The sequence below is a fragment of the Citrobacter sp. Cs237 genome, assembly GCF_030332325.1.
Taxonomy (GTDB): Bacteria; Pseudomonadota; Gammaproteobacteria; order Enterobacterales; family Enterobacteriaceae; genus Citrobacter_A; species Citrobacter_A sedlakii.
Genome location: NZ_JAOWIB010000094.1, coordinates 73,270 through 93,205, shown reverse-complemented (window position 1 = coordinate 93,205; position 19,936 = coordinate 73,270). Strand labels below are relative to the sequence as shown.

The following is a 19,936-nucleotide window of genomic DNA, read 5'->3' as shown; positions in this document are numbered from 1 at the left end:
GCCGCCATCCGGCTTTTTTTTGCCCGACAGCGTTTGGCTTGACGGGCCTGGAGGTTCAGGACATACCCATGACACAAATTGATCGCCTGCTTAACATCATGCAGCGCCTGCGCGACCCGGAAAACGGCTGCCCGTGGGACAAAGAACAGACTTTTGCCACCATTGCGCCCTATACGCTGGAAGAAACCTATGAAGTCCTTGACGCGATTGCACGAGAAGACTTTGACGATCTGCGCGGCGAATTGGGCGATTTGCTGTTTCAGGTGGTGTTTTACGCGCAAATGGCGCAGGAAGAAGGGCGCTTTGATTTCAATGATATTTGCGCTGCCATCAGCGACAAACTCGAACGCCGTCACCCGCACGTTTTTGCGGACGTTTCCGCCAGCAACAGTACGGAAGTCCTGACTCGCTGGGAGCAGATCAAAACCGAAGAACGGGCGCAAAAAGCGCAGCATTCCGCGCTGGATGATATCCCGCGCAGCTTACCCGCGTTGATGCGGGCGCAGAAAATCCAGAAGCGTTGCTCAAACGTCGGGTTTGACTGGACCACGCTCGGGCCGGTCGTCGATAAAGTGTATGAAGAAATCGACGAGGTGATGTATGAAGCCCGACAGGCGGTGGTTGACCAGGCTAAACTCGAGGAAGAAATGGGGGATCTGCTGTTTGCCACCGTCAATATGGCGCGTCATTTGGGGACCAAAGCCGAGATTGCCCTGCAAAAAGCCAACGAAAAATTTGAGCGTCGCTTTCGCGAAGTCGAACGGATTGTTGCGGCGCGCGGCCTGGAAATGACAGGAGTCGATCTGGAAACCATGGAAGACGTGTGGCAGGAAGTAAAACGCCAGGAAACTGATCTCTAACGGAATTTTGCGAACAAGCGCTATTTGTGCGGTTTTTTAAATGACAAGCGCTTGATTTGCGTCAAAAACATTTACCCAAAAGGGGCTATTTTCTCACTCCTTATGATAGTCCTGGCCTGGGAAGGAGACGGAGAATGAAAGTTTGTGGCGCTCGCTGTGTTCGGGTATACTACTTTCCCGTCCTGGTTATTCCATCGTTTCACCCTAACTTCTCAGGTTCAGCATGACAACGAACTATATTTTTGTGACCGGCGGGGTCGTATCCTCTCTGGGTAAAGGCATTGCCGCAGCCTCCCTCGCAGCCATTCTTGAAGCCCGTGGCCTCAATGTGACCATGATGAAACTGGATCCGTACATCAACGTCGATCCTGGCACCATGAGCCCAACCCAACACGGGGAAGTGTTCGTTACTGAAGACGGCGCTGAAACCGATCTGGATCTTGGCCACTACGAGCGTTTCATCCGTACCAAAATGACCCGTCGTAACAACTTTACGACTGGCCGTATCTACTCTGATGTTCTGCGTAAAGAGCGCCGTGGTGACTATCTGGGCGCAACCGTGCAGGTTATCCCACACATCACCAACGCCATTAAAGAACGCGTCCTTGCCGGTGGCGAAGGGCATGACGTTGTGCTGGTTGAAATCGGCGGTACCGTAGGGGATATCGAATCCCTGCCTTTCCTCGAAGCGATTCGTCAACTGGCGGTCGATATTGGTCGTGAACATGCGCTGTTCATGCACCTGACGCTGGTGCCTTACATGGCGGCGGCTGGTGAAGTAAAAACCAAACCGACACAGCACTCCGTTAAGGAGCTGCTTTCCATTGGTATTCAGCCAGACATCCTGGTTTGCCGTTCCGATCGCGCGATTCCGGCAAACGAACGTGCGAAAATTGCATTGTTCTGTAACGTGCCTGAAAAAGCCGTTATTTCAATGAAAGATGTCGATTCCATTTATAAAATTCCGGGCCTGTTGAAATCTCAGGGTCTGGACGATTATATTTGTAAACGATTCAGCTTGAACTGTCCGGAAGCTAACCTGTCTGAATGGGAACAGGTAATTTATGAAGAAGCCAATCCGGGCGGCGAAGTGACTATCGGTATGGTCGGCAAATACATTGAACTGCCGGACGCCTATAAGTCGGTTATCGAAGCGCTGAAACACGGTGGTCTGAAGAATCGCGTCTCCGTCAACATTAAGCTGATTGATTCGCAGGATGTTGAAACGCGCGGCGTTGAAATTCTGAAAGATCTGGATGCTATCCTGATCCCTGGCGGCTTCGGCTACCGTGGTGTTGAAGGCAAGATCGCCACTGCACGCTATGCGCGTGAGAACAATATTCCTTACCTCGGCATTTGCCTGGGTATGCAGGTTGCGCTGATCGAATTTGCGCGCAACGTAGCGGGAATGGAAAACGCGAACTCTACGGAATTTGTGCCAGACTGTAAGTACCCTGTCGTGGCGCTGATTACGGAATGGCGCGACGAAGACGGTAACGTCGAGGTCCGTACCGAGAAAAGCGATCTGGGTGGTACTATGCGTCTTGGCGCACAGGCTTGCCAGTTGTCCGACGATAGCGTGGTTCGCCAGCTGTACGGCCAGCCAGTCATCACCGAGCGCCATCGTCACCGCTATGAAGTCAACAACATGTTGTTGAAACAAATTGAAGCTGCGGGTCTGCGCGTTGCGGGCCGCTCCGGGGACGATCAGTTAGTCGAGATCATCGAGGTGCCTAACCATCCGTGGTTCGTTGCCTGCCAGTTCCACCCGGAATTTACTTCAACGCCGCGTGACGGGCATCCGCTGTTTGCAGGCTTCGTGAAGGCCGCCAGCGAGTATCAGAAGCGTCAGGCGAAGTAAGAAGAAAAAAGTTAGAACGGCAACGCGTACCAAAGGTACGCGTTGTTTGTCTGGAGTTTTAGTTAACTAGTGACTCGAGGAAAACCTAATGTCCAAAATCGTTAAAGTCATCGGTCGTGAAATCATCGACTCCCGTGGTAACCCGACTGTTGAAGCCGAAGTACACCTGGAAGGTGGTTTCGTCGGTATGGCAGCTGCCCCGTCAGGTGCCTCTACGGGTTCCCGCGAAGCGCTGGAACTGCGCGATGGCGACAAATCCCGTTTCCTGGGTAAAGGCGTAACCAAAGCAGTTGGCGCGGTTAACGGTCCGATCGCTCAGGCTATCCTTGGCAAAGACGCCAAAGATCAGGCTGGTATCGACAAGATCATGATCGATCTGGACGGTACTGAAAACAAATCCAACTTCGGTGCGAACGCAATCCTGGCGGTATCTCTGGCTAACGCCAAAGCCGCTGCAGCCTCTAAAGGCATGCCGCTGTACGAGCACATCGCTGAACTGAACGGTACTCCGGGCAAATATTCCATGCCGGTTCCGATGATGAACATCATCAACGGTGGCGAGCACGCTGACAACAACGTCGACATCCAGGAATTCATGATTCAGCCGGTTGGCGCGAAAACCGTTAAAGAAGCCATCCGCATGGGTTCTGAAGTTTTCCATCACCTGGCAAAAGTGCTGAAAGGCAAAGGCATGAACACTGCGGTGGGTGACGAAGGGGGTTATGCGCCGAACCTGGGTTCTAACGCCGAAGCACTGGCTGTTATCGCTGAAGCGGTAAAAGCGGCTGGCTACGAGCTGGGCAAAGACATCACTCTGGCGATGGACTGCGCAGCGTCTGAATTCTACAAAGACGGTAAATACGTTCTGGCTGGCGAAGGCAACAAAGCGTTCACCTCTGAAGAATTCACTCACTTCCTGGAAGAACTGACCAAGCAGTACCCGATCGTCTCTATCGAAGACGGTCTGGACGAGTCTGACTGGGACGGTTTCGCATACCAGACTAAAGTGCTGGGCGACAAAATTCAGCTGGTGGGCGACGACCTGTTCGTGACTAACACCAAGATCCTGAAAGAAGGTATCGAGAAAGGCATCGCTAACTCCATCCTGATCAAATTCAACCAGATCGGTTCTCTGACCGAAACCCTGGCTGCAATCAAGATGGCGAAAGACGCGGGCTACACTGCCGTTATCTCTCACCGTTCTGGCGAAACTGAAGATGCGACCATCGCTGACCTGGCTGTAGGTACCGCTGCTGGCCAGATCAAAACCGGTTCCATGAGCCGTTCTGACCGCGTTGCTAAATACAACCAGCTGATCCGTATCGAAGAAGCGCTGGGCGAAAAAGCACCGTACAACGGTCGTAAAGAGATCAAAGGCCAGGCGTAATCCTGAACTTTCGTTCTTCTAAAAAACCCGCTTCGGCGGGTTTTTTTATGCCTGCGGTAAAGCAGCTCTCGCACATGACCTTAAGGGCAACATCTGCGATACTTAACGTTTATTCCCCTTACAGAGATGACTATGCAGTACCCGATTAACGAGATGTTCCAGACCCTGCAAGGCGAGGGTTATTTTACCGGCGTTCCCGCTATTTTTATTCGCTTACAGGGATGCCCGGTTGGCTGCGCCTGGTGTGATACCAAACATACATGGGATAAGCTCGCGGATCGGGAAGTGTCGCTGTTCAGCATTCTGGCGAAAACTAAAGAGAGCGACAAATGGGGGGCAGGCAGTGCAGAAGATCTGCTTGCCATCATTGGTCGACAGGGCTGGACGGCTCGCCATGTGGTGATCACAGGAGGGGAACCCTGCATTCACGATCTGATGCCGCTAACCGAACTGCTCGAAAAGAATGGCTTTAGTTGCCAGATAGAAACCAGCGGCACTCATGAAGTGCGCTGTTCTCACTCAACCTGGGTCACCGTCTCACCAAAAGTGAATATGCGTGGCGGTTACGACGTGCTGTCGCAAGCGCTTGAGCGTGCTGATGAAATCAAACATCCGGTGGGACGTGTGCGTGACATTGAAGCGCTGGACGAACTGTTGGCGACGCTGACGGACGAAAAGCAGCGCGTTATCGCACTCCAACCCATCAGCCAGAAAGACGATGCGACCCGACTGTGCATTGAAACCTGTATCGCCCGCAACTGGCGGTTGTCGATGCAAACGCATAAATATTTGAACATTGCCTGACAACCGCGTCAGACGTCACAGTGCAGGCCGGATAAGGCGCTTCGCGCCGCTATCCGGCACAGGGCGGGGCCGCCATGCCGGATCTGACGGTGTAGCGGGTACGTTATGCGTTAGACCAGCTTTGAATCGAGTCGACGTTATCCAGACTGCCATGCAGCACTTCATACGATTTTTTCAGAATCACATCGGTATGGCTGGTTAAATCGCGGAAGATCCCTTTATTCAATGCATCATAGCGCCTGGCGTGGCTCTCTGTCGGCATGAAGACATCTTTTACCCGCACCATTTTTTCTGTCGCCGTCTCATAGTCCGGATATAATCCAAGCCCTACCGCTGTATTGATAGCGGCCCCAAGACTGGCGCAACCGTTTATCACATTCCGCCTCGTTGGCAGGTTGAACACATCGGCAAAGATTTGCATAAACAGATCGCTGTTTGAACCGCCGCCCGTAATGATGAGATGTCTGGCAAAGCGGCCCATTTCATTACACATCTCGTCGTAGTTATTTTTCAGGGTCAGGGCAACGCTCTCCAGAATGGAGCGATAGATCCAGGCGTAGTCCATACTGGAATCAAAACCAATCATTATGCCGCGCTTGAAGGGTTCCCAGGGATTGGTGAGCCAGTCCAGAACGGTCATCAGGCCGTTGCAGCCAGGTGGAACGCAGGCGGCTTTTTTATTTAACAAATCCTCCGGTGAAAGATCCTGCGCTTTTGCCTCCGCAATCAACGATTCACCCAACATATCGCGCAACCAACTGACCGTCCACATGCCTTTACGGATACCATAGCCTTCATACAGTAAGGTTTCAGGAACAGAAGACATAATCGGCCAGTAAGCGCGCGGTTCTACAGGCAGCGTTTTACCGTTCATCATCAGGGCGATATAAGTGCCCAGAGAAATCACTGCGGTTTCGTCGTCCAGTAATCCCGCGCCCAGCGCCTCTACCGGTTTATCGCTGGTGGTGCAGACGACGGGTAATCCAACTGGGAAATGGGTAGCCAGTGCAGCCTCGCGGGTCAGATGACCGAGCACGGTGCCGGGCATCTGAACATCAAACAGCATATTGCGTGGGATATTGAATTTCCTGATAACCTCTTCATCGTCACTCCATGTCCAGGTCTTATAATCCACCGGCCACTGGCCAAAATAATTGGCGATGTTGTCTTTAAACTCGCCGGTTAAGCGATGAGACAGATAACCTGAAAATGACGTAACGTAGGTCACATCGGGGTTGTTGTGCTCATAGGGACGCGTAACGCGCGCATCCTGCCAGCTTATCAGCGGAGCGGCCGGGGTGCCGTCGGCTTTAAGCAAAGCGCGACAGCAGCGAATGGAGCCAAGCCCAATGCCGACAATGTCCTTTTTATCTCCCGCGAATTGGCTCATTAATTCTCTACCGGCAAAGCATAAAGAGGTCCATAAATCGTCGTCAGGATGTTCCGCGGTATCAGCATCCGGCGTGTGCATAGGTTGCAGTTGCCCTTTACCTTCACAAACGATATTGCCATTCAGATCGTACATCACAACTTTGGTACTCTGACTTCCACCATCAATTCCAATGATGTATTTCTTCGACATTGCCATTCTCCTTTAATTTTCTCTCTTCACTCGCCGGTGGTATCAGCAGCCAGTGAGGTTAACTTTTCCGGTACGGCGTTGGCGGTACGAATTTTGCGAAACAGTAAGAAGGTAAAAAAGATCACCATGCACAGCGCCGCCAGCCCCATCAGCCACATGTTGCGGTAAGCTTCGGCAGCTGGCAGGGTGTCCTGCCAGTACCCGACGATCGGATAGACAAAGACGTCGGGCAGGAAACCGATCACTGAACAGATCCCTACGGTGGTTCCCATAATGTAAGACGGCGTTCTGGCTTCGCCGGGACAGGCCCAGTACAGTCCACGGGAGGCGTAGCAGGTGAAACCGAGGAGCAGAATCAACCCGATCCCCATCACCACAGACTGCGGGTTGGTATTGGTCGCCAGCAGTGCGATGAGCGTGAGCGCGCCGACACAGGAGAGCAACTGGATCACCCGCGTAGGGGATTTGATTTTGCTGTAAGTGGTAATGATCCCGCCCAACGGTCCGCAGATCGCACGGAAGATTTTATTGATGACGATCCCCATGTAGCTTGCCGCCACCAGCGACATGCCGTACATTTCTGTCAGATAATTGGTGGAGTAGCTGAGAATGGCATAGATGGTAAAGACGCCGAAAATGACCATACTGCAGTACCATGTCGTGCTGATACGCAATACCGCCAGAATATCGCGTAGCTGAAACGTCTGTTTTTCGACCGCCACACTGTCGCGACGGGCGTGGCTGTCGCTAACGAAGAACCAGCATAAAATGCCCAGCAGGATGTACACAACGCTGTAAATCAGAATCACGGCCTTCAGGCTGTTGCTGTCATCCGGCGCGAAGCGGGAAAAGACCCACATAGTGAATACCGCCAGTGACATAACGCCCACGCCGCGAAGCCCTTCCATCCAGCCCATTATTTTGCCCTGCTCGCTGTGGTCTCCCAGCAGTGACGCGGCTTTGATTGAGACTGACCACAGCATCAGGATCGTGGTGACTGCAAAAGCGACCTGGATACAGAGCATGACCCACAACGGTGGGTAAGTCATCATCAGCAGACCGAGCATGCCGGTTAATATCATTGCTGAGGTAATCATTTTGCGATGCGAAAATTTATCGGCAATAACCCCGCTGGGAGCATAAAGAATAATAGCGGCAACGCCGAACGTACTCATTATTAGCCCGATTTCGGTATTGCTAAACCCCATAAATTTTGCCATGGGAATCTGATATATATAGCGTAAATAAGCCAGATCGAAACTGACGCCTCCGCTAAAGCTTATAATAGCGAGGGTTATCCAACGACGATATGAGTTCTGGTGCATATCGAATTCCCATTTTTGACAGACAAAAAAAAGAGAAAAGTAAACCGCCTTTTCAGGTGGATTACTTTTCTCAGGTCTCTAGTAATTGCATTCAGAAATAGCATGGAAGGGCTAATAAGTGTGTGAGAATAATCACGCTTCTGGATGTTTGGCTTATTTATAAAATGAAACGGGCAACTGTGATTTCGATCACGTAAGATAGATTAACGCTGTGTTAAAACATATCACAGTTACCAGAGATAATGAGAAAGGTAACTTCCCTGTCGCCGGGGAAGTTACCTTTCTTTTTTTTTGCCTTAAGGAATGTGGAGCTTACTATGTCGATCGAATCTCTCAATGCGTTCTCAATGAATTTTTTCTCGTTGCAAGGAAAAACCGCGATCGTAACGGGCGGCAACAGCGGCCTGGGCCTCGCTTTCGCAACGGCGTTGGCGAAGGCTGGGGCGAATCTGTTTATCCCGAGCTTTATAAAAGACCATGAGGAAAGCAGGGAACTTATTGAAAAACAGGGTGTTGAAGTTGAGTTTATGCATGTGGATATCACGGAAAAAGGGGCGCCGCAGAAGATTATCGCCGCCTGCTGCGAACGTTTCGGCACAGTGGATATTCTGGTGAATAACGCCGGGATTTGTAAGCTGAACAAAGTACTGGACTTTGGCCGCGCGGACTGGGATCCGATGATTGACGTTAACCTGACCGCGGCATTTGAGTTAAGCCATGAGGCCGCCAAAATAATGATCCCGCAACATAGCGGTAAAATTATTAATATCTGTTCTTTGTTCTCTTATCTTGGCGGGCAATGGTCGCCAGCTTATTCCGCAACTAAACATGCGCTTGCCGGGTTGACGAAAGCATATTGTGATGAACTGGGGCAATACAATATCCAGGTTAATGGCATTGCCCCTGGCTATTATGCAACAGATATTACATTAGCGACGCGCAGTAATCCGGAAACAAATCAACGGGTGTTGGATCATATCCCGGCAAATCGTTGGGGAGATACTCAGGATTTAATGGGCGCGGCGATATTCCTTGCCAGTCAGGCTTCTGATTATGTTAACGGTCATTTACTGGTCGTCGATGGTGGTTATCTGGTCCGCTAATTTATGGCGGTGGTTTCTGTTTTTATTCATTATTCCGAATGACTTATCAGGAAGGAAGGGCTATGACTTTATCTCGAGAAGCGATTGTTGACCAGTTAAAAGAAATTGTCGGTTCAGAACGTGTCATTACCGATGAAACGGTGTTAAAGAAAAACAGTATTGATCGCTTTCGCAAATATGCGGATATTCACGGCGTTTATACGCTGCCACTGCCCGCGGCTGTCGTGAAGCTGGGATCGACAGAACAGGTGTCCCGCGTACTGGCGTTTATGAACCAGCATAAAATCAATGGCGTACCGCGTACCGGCGCATCCGCAACCGAAGGCGGGCTGGAAACCGTAGTCAAAAATTCCGTTGTCCTTGATGGCGCAGGGATGAATCAGATCCTGAGCATTGACGTTGAAAATATGCAAGCGACGGCGCAGTGCGGCGTTCCGCTTGAGATTCTGGAGAACGCGCTACGTGAGAAAGGTTATACCACCGGCCATTCGCCGCAATCTAAACCCCTGGCGCAGATGGGTGGGCTGGTAGCGACCCGCAGTATTGGGCAGTTTTCCACCCTGTACGGCGCGATTGAAGATATGGTCGTCGGGCTGGAAGCGGTGCTGGCGGATGGAACTGTCACCCGAATTAAGAACGTCCCGCGCCGCGCTGCCGGGCCGGATATTCGCCATATTATTATCGGTAATGAAGGCGCGCTGTGCTATATCACTGAAGTCACAGTGAAAATTTTTAAATTTACGCCGGAAAACAATCTCTTTTACGGCTATATCCTTGATGATATGAAGGTTGGTTTCGATATCCTCCGCGATGTGATGGTAGAGGGATATCGGCCCTCCATTGCGCGCCTGTATGACGCCGAGGACGGCACCCAGCACTTCACCCATTTTGCCGATGGCAAATGCGTACTCATCTTTATGGCCGAGGGAAACGCGCGGATAGCGAAAGCGACCGGTGAAGGGATTGCTGAGATCGTGGCGCGCTATCCGGAGTGCCAGCGTGTGGACAGCAGGCTTATTGAGAACTGGTTCAATCAACTGAACTGGGGCCCGGAGAAAGTGGCGGCTGAGCGGGTGCAGATCCTGAAAACCGGCAATATGGGATTCACGACAGAAGTGTCGGGCGGTTGGGGATGTATTCACCAGATCTACGAAAATGTGATCAGGCGTATCCGTAATGAGTTTCCCCACGCGGATGATATCACCATGCTCGGCGGTCACTCTTCTCACAGTTATATCAACGGCACCAATATGTATTTTGTCTATGACTACAACGTAGTGGACTGTAAGCCGGAAGAAGAGATCGATAAATACCATAATCCACTGAATAAGATCATCTGCGAAGAGACTATCAGACTGGGCGGCTCAATGGTGCATCACCACGGCATTGGTAAGCATCGCGTTCACTGGAGCAAGCTGGAGCATGGCAGCGCATGGCCGCTTCTGGAAGGTCTTAAACGCCAGTTTGATCCGAACGGCATAATGAATACGGGGACGATTTATCCCATCGAGAAATAACGTAGCAGGTGGCTTCCCGCTCGGGAAGCCACTTTTTTTACCGGACAATGAAGGGGTAGAAATGAACACTTCACCGGTGCGCATGGATGACTTACCGTTAAATGCTTTTCACTGCCGTATTGCGGCGTTAACCTTTGGCGCGCATCTTACTGACGGATATGTTCTTGGTGGGGTGGGTTACGCCATTATCCCATTGATGTCAGCAATGCAACTGACGCCTTTTATGGCCGGGATGATTGGCGGAGCCGCGTTGCTCGGGCTTTTTCTCGGTAGCCTTATACTGGGCTGGGTGTCCGATCATATCGGCCGACAGAAGATTTTTACCTTCAGCTTTATGCTGATCACTATCGCTTCATTTTTGCAGTTTTTCGTCTCAACGCCGGAACAGCTGATCGCGTTACGGATCCTCATCGGGATTGGGCTTGGCGGCGATTATTCCGTCGGCCATACGCTGTTGGCTGAATTTGCGCCGCGACGTCATCGGGGAGTTCTGCTCGGAGCATTCAGCGTGGTATGGACTATCGGCTACGTACTGGCGAGTCTGGTTGGACATCATTTCATTTCCGCAAGCCCGGATGCCTGGCGCTGGCTGCTTGCCTCGGCGGCGTTGCCCGCACTGTTGATTACTTTGCTTCGTTGGGGAACGCCGGAATCACCTCGCTGGCTGATACGCCAGGGACGCTTTGCGGAAGCTCATGCGGTGGTTCATCGCTATTTTGGCCCGCACGTCCTGCCCGGCGATGAAATTGCCGCCGCGTCCACTAAACATATTAAAACGCTCTTTTCCGCTCGCTACTGGCGGCGAACAGTTTTTAACAGCGTTTTCTTTGTCTGCCTGGTGATCCCGTGGTTTGTTATCTATACCTGGCTGCCGACGATTGCCCGGACTGTTGGTCTGGAGGATGCGCTTACCGCCAGCCTGCTGCTGAATGCGCTATTAATTGTCGGCGCACTGCTGGGGCTACTATTAACGCATCTGTTGACGCATCGTCGGTTCCTGCTCGGCAGTTTCCTTCTGCTTGCGGCAACGCTGTTCGTGATGGCTTTCTTGCCGCCAGGCAGCGCTTTCACATTGCTGCTGTTTGTTCTGTTCAGCACCACGATTTCTGCTGTCAGCAACCTGGTGGGGATCCTGCCTGCGGAAAGCTTCCCGACTGATATTCGTTCGCTGGGCGTTGGATTTGCGACGGCGATGAGTCGGCTTGGCGCTGCGATAAGCACCGGTCTGTTACCTTTGACGCTGGCGCAATGGGGAATGCAGGTCACGTTGTTGCTATTGGCGGGCGTGTTACTGATTGGATTTATCGTGACCTGGCTATGGGCGCCGGAAACGAAGGCATTGCCGCTGGCGGTGGCCGGGAGGGTGGAGAAAAGACAGGGAGGGGTAAATGAACATTCTGTTAGCGTTTAAAGCAGAGCCGGACTCCGGCATGCTGGCGGAAAAGGACTGGCTGGCTGCGACACAGGATACCTGCGGCCCCGACACCGCTTTGCTGCGCAGCTCGCCTGGCGCCGACGAGCAGGCCGCCGCCGCATTGCTGTTGGCTGAGCGCCGGGCAGGTTGTGAGATGGTCCTGACGGCGCTGAACATCGGCGATGAACGGTCGCTGCACTGGTTACGCTATTTTTCCGCGCTGGGTTTTGATAAGACGGTACTGCTGGAGAACGGGGCGGATCTGCGATTTGCGCCAGCATTCATCGCCGGGCAGATCGCCGACTGGCATTACCGTCACGGGGCCGACCTGATTATCACTGGATGCCAGAGTAGCGAAGGGCAGAACGGGCAAACGCCGTTTCTGCTGGCGGAAATGCTGGGGTGGCCATGTTTTAGCCAGGTGACGCGTTTTGCGCTTGAGGCGCCCTTCGTCAGCGTTGATCAGCGAATGGAGTCCGGGCTTCGTCGTTGCCGGGTACGTCTTCCGGCGGTCATCGCCGTCAGACAGTGTGGCGAAGTGGCGCTCCCTGTGCCCGGCATGCGCCAGCGCCTGGCGGCGGCCAAAGCGGAGATTATCCGCCAGCCCGTCGACATTGTGGTGCCTCAGGGGCGCAATTGTCTGGCGCTGACGCGACCGGAACAGCGACGGCGCGCGAAAATTATCGACGGCGCGACGGCGCAAGAAAAGGCCCGGATTTTATGGCGGGACTATTTGCGTCAGAGGTGCGCGCCATGAAAATAGCAATGATTACCACGCCCGGAGAATGTGCGGCAATGGCGGGATGGATCGCGGCAAATGCCCCCGGTGCGGCGGAAGTGGAGCGCTGGGTAATCGATTCCGTACCGGCGGTTGCGGAACAGGTGCTCGACGCGCTGGCCGCCCAATGGGCGATAACGCCTGCCGGGGTGCTGATCTTTCCCTCTGGTTCGTTCGGCGATGAGCTTGCAACACGTCTGGCCTGGCGGCTACGGGGTGATAGCGTATGTCAGGTGGTTACCGCAGACCTGCAACATGGGCGGGTGAGTAAATCACATTGGGGGGGCGCGCTCTTAGCGTCCCTGCCTGTCTCCGGTTGTCCTGTGTGCCTCTCACTGGCGCGCCAGCCTGATGCGGGCGCGTCAGCGTCGGTTTTGCCAGTTATGACGGAACGACGTATCGTCCCGGCGGAACCGCCTGACTGGCTCGAACACCTTGAAAGCGTGAAAAGCGAAAACAGGCGCCCTCTGTTACAGGCCAGCCATGTTCTGGTGGTTGGGCAGGGAGGCCGCGAGGTTGAAGAGGATAACATCACCGCTCTGGCTCAGGCGCTACGCGCCGAGGCGGGATACAGCCGGGCGCGGGTGATGAACGGCGGTGTGGATGTGGAACGGATGGTTGGCATCACCGGCCATCTGCTTTCGCCGGATGTCTGTATTGTGGCGGGAGCTTCCGGCGCGGCGGCGTTGATGGCCGGGATTCGCCAGAGTCAGTTTGTCGTGGCGATAAATTGCGATCCCGACGCGCCTGTTTTTTCCCAGGCGGATGTCGGTATCGTCGATGACTGGCCAGAGGTGCTGGAGAAACTCGTGGCGTGTACGAAAACGTAGCCTCAGGGTGTTTGCCCTCCGGCCGCTGAGGCTAATTCAGCTTTTTAGCCAGCGTCCAGACGTCGGTATTGGTGGTGGAAAGCGCCGCCACGCCGGCTTTTATAGCATTGCGCGCGTCTTCCTCATCGCAGACCAGCCCGCCGGCAATCAGCGGCTGGCGTATTTTTTCCGTGACCCAACCCAGCACTTTTGGCATGCAGCCGGGCAAAATCTCAATACAGTCCGGATTTGACTGCGCGACTTGCTTATCAATATTGTGAAAAGAGATGGAGTCGACGATAAACAGGCGATGGATGCAGAAAAAGCCCTCCGCCCGTGCGGCTTTAAGCATCGGGGCTTTGGTGCTGATGATGCCATCTGCCTCGGTGACCAGCTTCAGAAACTGAATGACCACCTCTTTATTCGATGCTCCCTCCAGCAGATCAACGTGGATAAACGCATATTTTCCGGCATTCTTGATCTTCTTCACGATGTTGCTGATGGTGCAGATATTGCCATACAGCACAGAGATGAACAGACATTCGGAGTCAATCGCTAACTGCAGGCTGGCATTATCTTTTACGGCGGCAATGACGGGATTCTGGCGGAGCAGGTGTAACAGGGGCATAGATTATCCTTATAAATATTAGCCGAAGCGGTAAGCGATGCCAGCACCGGACGCGGGATAGCGCCACTGTAGCAACATTTCATCGTCGCACAACAGGCGACAGGCGCCGCACTCCAGACAGCCGCGAAAGTCGATGAGCAATTCGCCTTCCGGTGACAGGGAATACAGCCCGGCAGGGCAGGCGGCGATCAGCCGCGCGGCCGTTTCGTGGTCGATCTGCCTGGCGGGAACGATATGGGAAAAACTGGCGGGACGCCAGACGTTGCGGGCTACAGACATCGTATGCTCCTGATAATATCGCCTGCTAAATGACGCAGGCCGTGACGACGGAGATGACGCCAGACAACCTGGCGCAGCGGGGCCACCGGTCCCTCTCCCTGACGCCAGATTTCGCGGGAAACATCATCCATCAGCGCGGGCCATTGACGATACCATCCCGGGCGCTGTAACAGGTCCGGAAGATGACGGTAGCGTTGCAGAACGTCCCACAGCAGACTGTGCTGAATATCCTGATGGTAGGCCGGAAAAAGATTTTGCGGATCGCGTTTCTGGCAGGCGTGAATTAGCGTTTGCGCCGCGGCCTGCGCGCCGAGAAGCGCCATGTCCATTCCTCTGATTGTGAAGCCGGTATTGACGCAGCTACGTAGCGCATCTCCGACCAGCAGCCAGCCTTCCCCTGCATATTGCACGGGCAGACTATGCAGGCCGCCTTCCGGCACCAGATGGGCGCCGTACTCCAGTGTTTCGCTGCCTTTGAGTAAAGGGCGAAGCGCCGGATGCGTTTTCAGCCGCTCCAGCAGTCTGCCTGCCGGAATATCACCCTGCGCCAGCGAGGAGAGGGGACAGACGACGCCAAAAGAGAGCGTGTCCTGATTGGTATACAGGAACGCTCCGCCGGGCCGATCGGCACAAATTTCACCACTGAACAACATCGCTGCGCCTTCTTCAGAAGATAAGCGAAAACGCTCCTCAAGCAATTGTTTGTCCAGCGCCAGCGTTTCTTTTATCCCCAGCGCCATACTGCTTCGCGATGGCGGCGGCAAAAAACCATAACGTTCCGCCAGAAGGCTGTTTGCGCCTTCCGCCAGGACAACATAGCGGGCGCGCAGCGTCTCGTTGTCAGCAATCACGCCGCAAACCCTGCCCTTTTCACAATGCAGCGCTTCAACCGTCACGCCGCTGATAAACTGAACACCTTCGGCTTCCGCCTGGGCGACAAACCAGGGATCGAAGCGGGCGCGCAACAGGCTCCATGACTCCCCGTCCGAACGCAGGCTGGAGTAGGTTGTCGCGCCGTCATGCGTGAGTAACGTGAGGTTTTCCTGGGTAATTCGTCGTTCCAGCGGGGCGGTGCGTTGGAAGTGGGGGAGAAGTTCGGCGAGCGCATGCGCGTAGAGTCGTCCGCCGGAAAGGTTTTTACTGCCGGGCCGTTCTCCACGCTCAAGCAACAGCACCGACAGTCCGGCGCGGGCGCAACGTAAAGCACAAGCGGTTCCCGCTATCCCTGCCCCGACAAAAATAATATCGAAATCGTCAACCATGCTGTGCTCCTTTATCCAGAGCACATAACCCTATCAGATTGACGGTAAAGGAATGTTGACTCCCGGCACATCCCGGTTATACGCCAGGCAGCTGGGGAAAAATGCGGATCATTCGCCGCGATAGACGCAGCCTGCCGTACACGTTTCTTTTACCATCACCGCGCTCAGTAACGGTACTGCGGGTTTTACCTGTTCCCAAATCCACTTCGCCAGCACTTCGCTGGTGGGATTCGACAAACCCGGAATATCATTCAGGTAGTAGTGATCCAGACGGTCATAGGTCGGCTTAAACGCCGCCTTCAGTTCTGCAAAATCAATAATCCAACCCGTGTGCGGATCAACTTCGCCGGTAACCTCCAGGCGCACCATAAAAGAGTGCCCGTGCAGACGACCACATTTATGTCCTTCCGGGACGTGCGGCAAACGGTGAGCGGCTTCGAAGGTGAAATCTTTAAACAGGGTGGTGGTCATCTTAAATTCTCAGTCAGGCAAAAACCGCCGTAGGGTACAGTAAAGTACATTTTTTCGCATTAACTAAAGCGGCCATGACGCGTTGATTACGGAATTGACGCGCTGAATAATGTGTATCTCTATATATTTCAGCGGGTTATTTAATCGCTTTTATTGTTAATAACGATAACTAAAACAGGTTAGTCCATTTGGTTATTTGATATTTCCAACCCTTCTTTAATTGTTATTATCCCCGCCGTTAACCTTACCCTCAGTTTGGGTTTTATCGCTTAAATTCGCTTTGCTTACTGGAACATAACGACGCATGACGACACAGGCCCCACCTTCCGCTTTGCTTCCGCTGAACCCGGAGCAGCTGGCGCGCCTTCAGGCGGCCACAACCGATCTCTCGCCCACGCAGCTTGCCTGGGTCTCTGGCTATTTCTGGGGCATGCTGAATCAGCAGCCGGGCGCAGCCGTGTCACCGCCTGCGCCGGTCGCTGAAATGCCGGGCATCACGCTGATTTCCGCTTCCCAGACCGGCAACGCGCGTCGTGTCGCGGAAGCGCTGCGTGATGATTTGCTGGCGGCTAAACTCAGCGTCACGCTGGTCAACGCAGGCGACTACAAATTCAAACAGATCGGCAATGAAAAGCTGCTGGTTGTTGTGGCTTCCACGCAGGGAGAAGGGGAACCGCCGGAAGAAGCCGTCGCGCTGCACAAGTTCCTGTTTTCGAAAAAAGCGCCGAAGCTGGAAAATACCGCCTTTGCCGTGTTCGGTCTTGGCGATACGTCGTATGAATTCTTCTGCCAGGCCGGGAAAGATTTCGACAGCAGGCTGGCGGAACTGGGCGGTGAGCGTTTACTGGATCGCGTGGATGCCGACGTCGAATACCAGCCCGCCGCCGCAGAATGGCGTGCGCGCGTGGTTGACGTGTTGAAATCCCGTGCGCCGGTCGCTGCCCCTTCGCAGGTCATTGCCAGTGGTGCGGTTAACGAAATTCACTCCAGCCCCTACACCAAAGAAGCGCCGCTCAGCGCATCGCTTTCGGTCAATCAAAAGATTACCGGGCGCAATTCAGAAAAGGACGTGCGCCATATCGAGATCGATCTTGGCGATTCCGGCCTGCGTTACCAGCCCGGCGATGCGCTGGGCGTCTGGTATCAGAACGATCCGGCGCTGGTTAAAGAGATTGTCGAGCTGGTATGGCTGAAAGGCGATGAACCCGTAACGGTTGACGGGAAAAACCTCCCGCTGTCGGAGGCGTTGCAGTGGCATTTTGAGTTAACGGTCAACACCGCCAATATCGTTGAAAACTACGCCACGCTAACGCGCAGTGAATCCCTGTTGCCGCTGGTGGGCGATAAAGCGCAGTTGCAGCACTATGCGGCGACGACGCCGATTGTCGACATGCTGCGCTTCTCACCGGCACAACTGGACGCAGACGCGCTGATCGGCCTGCTGCGTCCGCTTACGCCGCGCCTGTATTCCATTGCCTCATCGCAGGCGGAAGTGGAAAGCGAAGTGCATATTACCGTCGGCGCGGTACGTTATGAGGTGGAAGGCCGTGCCCGTGCCGGTGGTGCGTCCAGTTTCCTCGCCGATCGTGTCGAAGAAGAAGGCGAAGTGCGCGTGTTCATCGAACACAATGATAATTTCCGTCTGCCGGAAAACCCACAAACGCCAGTCATTATGATCGGTCCTGGCACCGGCATCGCCCCCTTCCGCGCCTTTATGCAGCAGCGCGCGGCGGATGAAGCGCCGGGGAAAAACTGGCTGTTTTTTGGCAATCCGCACTTTACCGAAGATTTCCTCTACCAGGTGGAATGGCAGCGCTACGTTAAAGAGGGCGTGCTCTCGCGCATCGATCTGGCCTGGTCACGCGATCAAAAAGAAAAAGTCTACGTACAAGACAAACTGCGCGAACAGGGCGCAGAACTGTGGCGCTGGATTAACGACGGCGCGCACATTTATGTCTGCGGCGACGCCAATCGCATGGCGAAGGACGTTGAGCAGGCACTGCTGGACGTGATTGCTGAATTCGGCGGGATGGACGCCGAAGCAGCGGATGAATTTTTAAGTGAGCTGCGCGTAGAGCGCCGTTATCAGCGAGATGTCTACTAATGAGCGAAAAACATCCAGGACCACTGGTGGTCGAAGGTAAACTGTCAGACGCCGAGCGCATGAAGCTGGAAAGCAACTACCTGCGCGGCACCATTGCTGAAGATCTGAATGACGGTCTCACCGGCGGGTTTAAAGGCGACAACTTCCTGTTGATCCGCTTTCACGGTATGTATCAGCAGGACGATCGCGATATCCGCGCCGAGCGCGCCGAGCAGAAGCTGGAGCCGCGTCACGCGATGCTGCTGCGCTGCCGTCTGCCGGGCGGCGTCATCACCACGAAACAGTGGCAGGCGATCGACAAGTTCGCGGCTGAAAACACGATTTACGGCAGCATCCGTCTGACCAACCGTCAGACCTTCCAGTTCCACGGCATTCTGAAGAAAAACGTGAAGCCGGTGCACCAGATGCTGCACTCCGTTGGACTGGATGCGCTGGCGACCGCCAACGACATGAACCGCAACGTGCTCTGCACCTCGAACCCTTATGAGTCTGAGCTGCATGCCGAAGCCTACGCGTGGGCGAAGAAAATCTCTGAGCATCTGCTGCCGCGCACCCGCGCTTATGCGGAGATCTGGCTGGATCAGGAAAAGGTCGCGACCACCGATGAAGAACCGATTCTCGGTCAGACCTATCTGCCGCGTAAGTTCAAAACCACGGTGGTGATCCCGCCGCAGAATGATATCGATCTGCATGCCAACGACATGAACTTTGTCGCCGTGGCGGAAAACGGCAAGCTGGTGGGCTTTAACCTGCTGGTGGGCGGCGGATTGTCCATCGAACACGGTAACAAGAAAACCTATGCCCGCACCGCGAGCGAGTTCGGCTTCCTGCCGCTGGAGCACACGCTGGCGGTGGCTGAAGCGGTGGTCACCACCCAGCGCGACTGGGGTAACCGCACCGACCGTAAAAACGCGAAAACCAAATACACCCTGGAGCGCGTGGGCGTTGAGACATTTAAAGCGGAGGTTGAACGTCGCGCGGGGATCACATTTGCGCCGATTCGCCCGTATGAATTCACCGGTCGCGGCGATCGTATCGGCTGGGTAAAAGGCATCGACAATAACTGGCACCTGACGCTGTTTATTGAAAATGGCCGTATTCTGGATTATCCGGGCCGTCCGCTGAAAACGGGTCTGCTTGAGATTTCGAAGATCCATAAAGGTGAATTCCGCATTACCGCTAACCAGAACCTGATTATTGCCGGCGTGCCGGAGAGCGAAAAAGCGAAAATAGAGAAGATCGCGCAGGAGAGCGGCTTAATGAATGCCGTAACGCCGCAGCGGGAAAACTCAATGGCTTGCGTCTCGTTCCCGACCTGTCCGCTGGCAATGGCAGAGGCTGAACGCTTCCTGCCGACCTTTATTGATAAGGTCGATACGCTGATGGCGAAGCATGGGGTGAGCGATGAGCATATTGTTATGCGCGTGACCGGTTGCCCGAACGGCTGTGGCCGCGCCATGCTGGCGGAAGTGGGGCTGGTCGGGAAAGCGCCGGGGCGTTACAACCTGCATCTGGGCGGCAACCGCATCGGAACGCGTATTCCCCGCATGTTTAAAGAGAATATCACCGAGCCGGAGATTCTGGCCTCGCTGGATGAACTGATCGGGCGCTGGGTGAAAGAGCGCGAAGCGGGTGAAGGCTTCGGCGACTTTACGGTGCGTGCGGGCATTATTCGCCCGGTGCGCGATCCTGCGCGGGATTTTTGGGAATAACCACGCCTTTGCCCGGAGGCGCTTCGCTTACCGGGCCTTT

At 54.2% G+C, this 19,936-nt stretch carries 17 protein-coding genes; 11 read left to right on the top strand and 6 right to left on the bottom strand.

Translation table 11 applies throughout. The features are described 5' to 3' along the window. The first annotated feature begins 68 nt into the window (after window positions 1-68). The 4 genes from mazG to queE all read left to right on the top strand — a co-directional run bounded on the left by mazG (window position 69) and on the right by queE (window position 4,912). Window positions 69-860 carry a nucleoside triphosphate pyrophosphohydrolase gene (mazG, locus tag OGY07_RS07355; protein WP_042288804.1) on the top strand — a complete coding sequence of 264 codons (792 nt, stop codon included), beginning with the start codon at window positions 69-71 and terminating at the stop codon, window positions 858-860. Window positions 861-1,083: 223 nt separating this feature from the next. After that, window positions 1,084-2,721 carry a glutamine hydrolyzing CTP synthase gene (gene pyrG / locus OGY07_RS07350; protein WP_042288801.1) on the top strand — a complete coding sequence of 546 codons (1,638 nt, stop codon included), beginning with the start codon at window positions 1,084-1,086 and terminating at the stop codon, window positions 2,719-2,721. Between the two features lie 88 nt (window positions 2,722-2,809). Beyond that, on the top strand, window positions 2,810-4,108 hold the full coding sequence (gene eno, locus OGY07_RS07345) for a phosphopyruvate hydratase (RefSeq protein WP_042288799.1): 1,299 nt from the start codon (window positions 2,810-2,812) through the stop codon (window positions 4,106-4,108). 132 nt (window positions 4,109-4,240) lie between these two features. Beyond that, window positions 4,241-4,912 carry a 7-carboxy-7-deazaguanine synthase QueE gene (gene queE / locus OGY07_RS07340; RefSeq protein ID WP_042288797.1) on the top strand — a complete coding sequence of 224 codons (672 nt, stop codon included), beginning with the start codon at window positions 4,241-4,243 and terminating at the stop codon, window positions 4,910-4,912. Window positions 4,913-5,015: 103 nt separating this feature from the next. Here the strand turns inward: queE and OGY07_RS07335 are convergent, their stop codons facing one another. Both OGY07_RS07335 and OGY07_RS07330 read right to left on the bottom strand, forming a co-directional pair. After that, window positions 5,016-6,494, bottom strand: coding sequence for an FGGY-family carbohydrate kinase (locus OGY07_RS07335; RefSeq protein ID WP_181822612.1), 1,479 nt, complete (start codon window positions 6,492-6,494; stop codon window positions 5,016-5,018). Between the two features lie 26 nt (window positions 6,495-6,520). Further along, window positions 6,521-7,819 carry an MFS transporter gene (locus OGY07_RS07330; protein ID WP_060569379.1) on the bottom strand — a complete coding sequence of 433 codons (1,299 nt, stop codon included), beginning with the start codon at window positions 7,817-7,819 and terminating at the stop codon, window positions 6,521-6,523. A gap of 317 nt (window positions 7,820-8,136) precedes the next feature. On the opposite strand from OGY07_RS07330, the gene OGY07_RS07325 reads away from it, so the two are divergent. The 5 genes from OGY07_RS07325 (at window position 8,137) to OGY07_RS07305 (ending at window position 13,461) form a co-directional block, all read left to right on the top strand. Continuing rightward, window positions 8,137-8,922: an SDR family oxidoreductase gene (locus tag OGY07_RS07325; protein WP_042288792.1), complete on the top strand. Its 786-nt coding sequence runs from the start codon at window positions 8,137-8,139 to the stop codon at window positions 8,920-8,922. A gap of 62 nt (window positions 8,923-8,984) precedes the next feature. Beyond that, window positions 8,985-10,439, top strand: coding sequence for an FAD-binding oxidoreductase (locus OGY07_RS07320; RefSeq protein WP_042288788.1), 1,455 nt, complete (start codon window positions 8,985-8,987; stop codon window positions 10,437-10,439). Beyond that, window positions 10,423-11,850 carry an MFS transporter gene (locus OGY07_RS07315; protein ID WP_286599847.1) on the top strand — a complete coding sequence of 476 codons (1,428 nt, stop codon included), beginning with the start codon at window positions 10,423-10,425 and terminating at the stop codon, window positions 11,848-11,850. The genes OGY07_RS07320 and OGY07_RS07315 overlap by 17 nt, the downstream gene beginning before the upstream one ends. Further along, entirely contained in the window at window positions 11,828-12,610 is a 783-nt protein-coding gene (locus OGY07_RS07310; protein WP_286599651.1) for an adenine nucleotide alpha hydrolase family protein, read from the top strand. The genes OGY07_RS07315 and OGY07_RS07310 overlap by 23 nt, the downstream gene beginning before the upstream one ends. Further along, window positions 12,607-13,461 (top strand): electron transfer flavoprotein subunit alpha/FixB family protein, encoded by an 855-nt coding sequence (locus tag OGY07_RS07305; RefSeq protein WP_286599649.1) that lies wholly within the window; start codon window positions 12,607-12,609, stop codon window positions 13,459-13,461. Before OGY07_RS07310 ends, OGY07_RS07305 begins: the two co-directional genes overlap by 4 nt. Window positions 13,462-13,492: 31 nt before the next feature. Here OGY07_RS07305 and OGY07_RS07300 read toward each other — a convergent pair whose 3' ends face one another. From OGY07_RS07300 to queD, 4 genes are all read right to left on the bottom strand, one after another. Further along, window positions 13,493-14,068 carry a glycerol-3-phosphate responsive antiterminator gene (locus tag OGY07_RS07300; RefSeq protein WP_042288779.1) on the bottom strand — a complete coding sequence of 192 codons (576 nt, stop codon included), beginning with the start codon at window positions 14,066-14,068 and terminating at the stop codon, window positions 13,493-13,495. An 18-nt stretch (window positions 14,069-14,086) separates the two neighbouring features. Next, entirely contained in the window at window positions 14,087-14,347 is a 261-nt protein-coding gene (locus tag OGY07_RS07295) for a ferredoxin family protein (RefSeq protein WP_042288777.1), read from the bottom strand. After that, window positions 14,338-15,609 carry an FAD-dependent oxidoreductase gene (locus OGY07_RS07290; RefSeq protein WP_286599646.1) on the bottom strand — a complete coding sequence of 424 codons (1,272 nt, stop codon included), beginning with the start codon at window positions 15,607-15,609 and terminating at the stop codon, window positions 14,338-14,340. The genes OGY07_RS07295 and OGY07_RS07290 overlap by 10 nt, the downstream gene beginning before the upstream one ends. Window positions 15,610-15,717: 108 nt before the next feature. Continuing rightward, window positions 15,718-16,080 carry a 6-carboxytetrahydropterin synthase QueD gene (gene queD, locus OGY07_RS07285; RefSeq protein ID WP_060569385.1) on the bottom strand — a complete coding sequence of 121 codons (363 nt, stop codon included), beginning with the start codon at window positions 16,078-16,080 and terminating at the stop codon, window positions 15,718-15,720. A gap of 304 nt (window positions 16,081-16,384) precedes the next feature. Between queD and cysJ the strand changes: the two genes are divergently transcribed. Continuing rightward, entirely contained in the window at window positions 16,385-18,184 is a 1,800-nt protein-coding gene (gene cysJ / locus OGY07_RS07280) for an NADPH-dependent assimilatory sulfite reductase flavoprotein subunit (protein WP_042288768.1), read from the top strand. After that, window positions 18,184-19,896 (top strand): assimilatory sulfite reductase (NADPH) hemoprotein subunit, encoded by a 1,713-nt coding sequence (gene cysI / locus OGY07_RS07275; RefSeq protein WP_042288765.1) that lies wholly within the window; start codon window positions 18,184-18,186, stop codon window positions 19,894-19,896. Before cysJ ends, cysI begins: the two co-directional genes overlap by 1 nt. The last annotated feature ends 40 nt before the right edge of the window (window positions 19,897-19,936 follow it).

Coding starts and splice junctions, on each gene's coding strand:
- queD (WP_060569385.1), bottom strand. CDS start 16,080: ATGACCACCACCCTGTTTAAAGATTTCACCTTCGAAGCCGCTCACCGT.
- cysJ (WP_042288768.1), top strand. CDS start 16,385: ATGACGACACAGGCCCCACCTTCCGCTTTGCTTCCGCTGAACCCGGAG.
- OGY07_RS07305 (WP_286599649.1), top strand. CDS start 12,607: ATGAAAATAGCAATGATTACCACGCCCGGAGAATGTGCGGCAATGGCG.
- pyrG (WP_042288801.1), top strand. CDS start 1,084: ATGACAACGAACTATATTTTTGTGACCGGCGGGGTCGTATCCTCTCTG.
- OGY07_RS07325 (WP_042288792.1), top strand. CDS start 8,137: ATGTCGATCGAATCTCTCAATGCGTTCTCAATGAATTTTTTCTCGTTG.
- OGY07_RS07295 (WP_042288777.1), bottom strand. CDS start 14,347: ATGTCTGTAGCCCGCAACGTCTGGCGTCCCGCCAGTTTTTCCCATATC.
- OGY07_RS07300 (WP_042288779.1), bottom strand. CDS start 14,068: ATGCCCCTGTTACACCTGCTCCGCCAGAATCCCGTCATTGCCGCCGTA.
- OGY07_RS07310 (WP_286599651.1), top strand. CDS start 11,828: ATGAACATTCTGTTAGCGTTTAAAGCAGAGCCGGACTCCGGCATGCTG.
- queE (WP_042288797.1), top strand. CDS start 4,241: ATGCAGTACCCGATTAACGAGATGTTCCAGACCCTGCAAGGCGAGGGT.
- mazG (WP_042288804.1), top strand. CDS start 69: ATGACACAAATTGATCGCCTGCTTAACATCATGCAGCGCCTGCGCGAC.
- OGY07_RS07320 (WP_042288788.1), top strand. CDS start 8,985: ATGACTTTATCTCGAGAAGCGATTGTTGACCAGTTAAAAGAAATTGTC.
- OGY07_RS07335 (WP_181822612.1), bottom strand. CDS start 6,494: ATGTCGAAGAAATACATCATTGGAATTGATGGTGGAAGTCAGAGTACC.
- OGY07_RS07290 (WP_286599646.1), bottom strand. CDS start 15,609: ATGGTTGACGATTTCGATATTATTTTTGTCGGGGCAGGGATAGCGGGA.
- cysI (WP_042288765.1), top strand. CDS start 18,184: ATGAGCGAAAAACATCCAGGACCACTGGTGGTCGAAGGTAAACTGTCA.
- OGY07_RS07330 (WP_060569379.1), bottom strand. CDS start 7,819: ATGCACCAGAACTCATATCGTCGTTGGATAACCCTCGCTATTATAAGC.
- eno (WP_042288799.1), top strand. CDS start 2,810: ATGTCCAAAATCGTTAAAGTCATCGGTCGTGAAATCATCGACTCCCGT.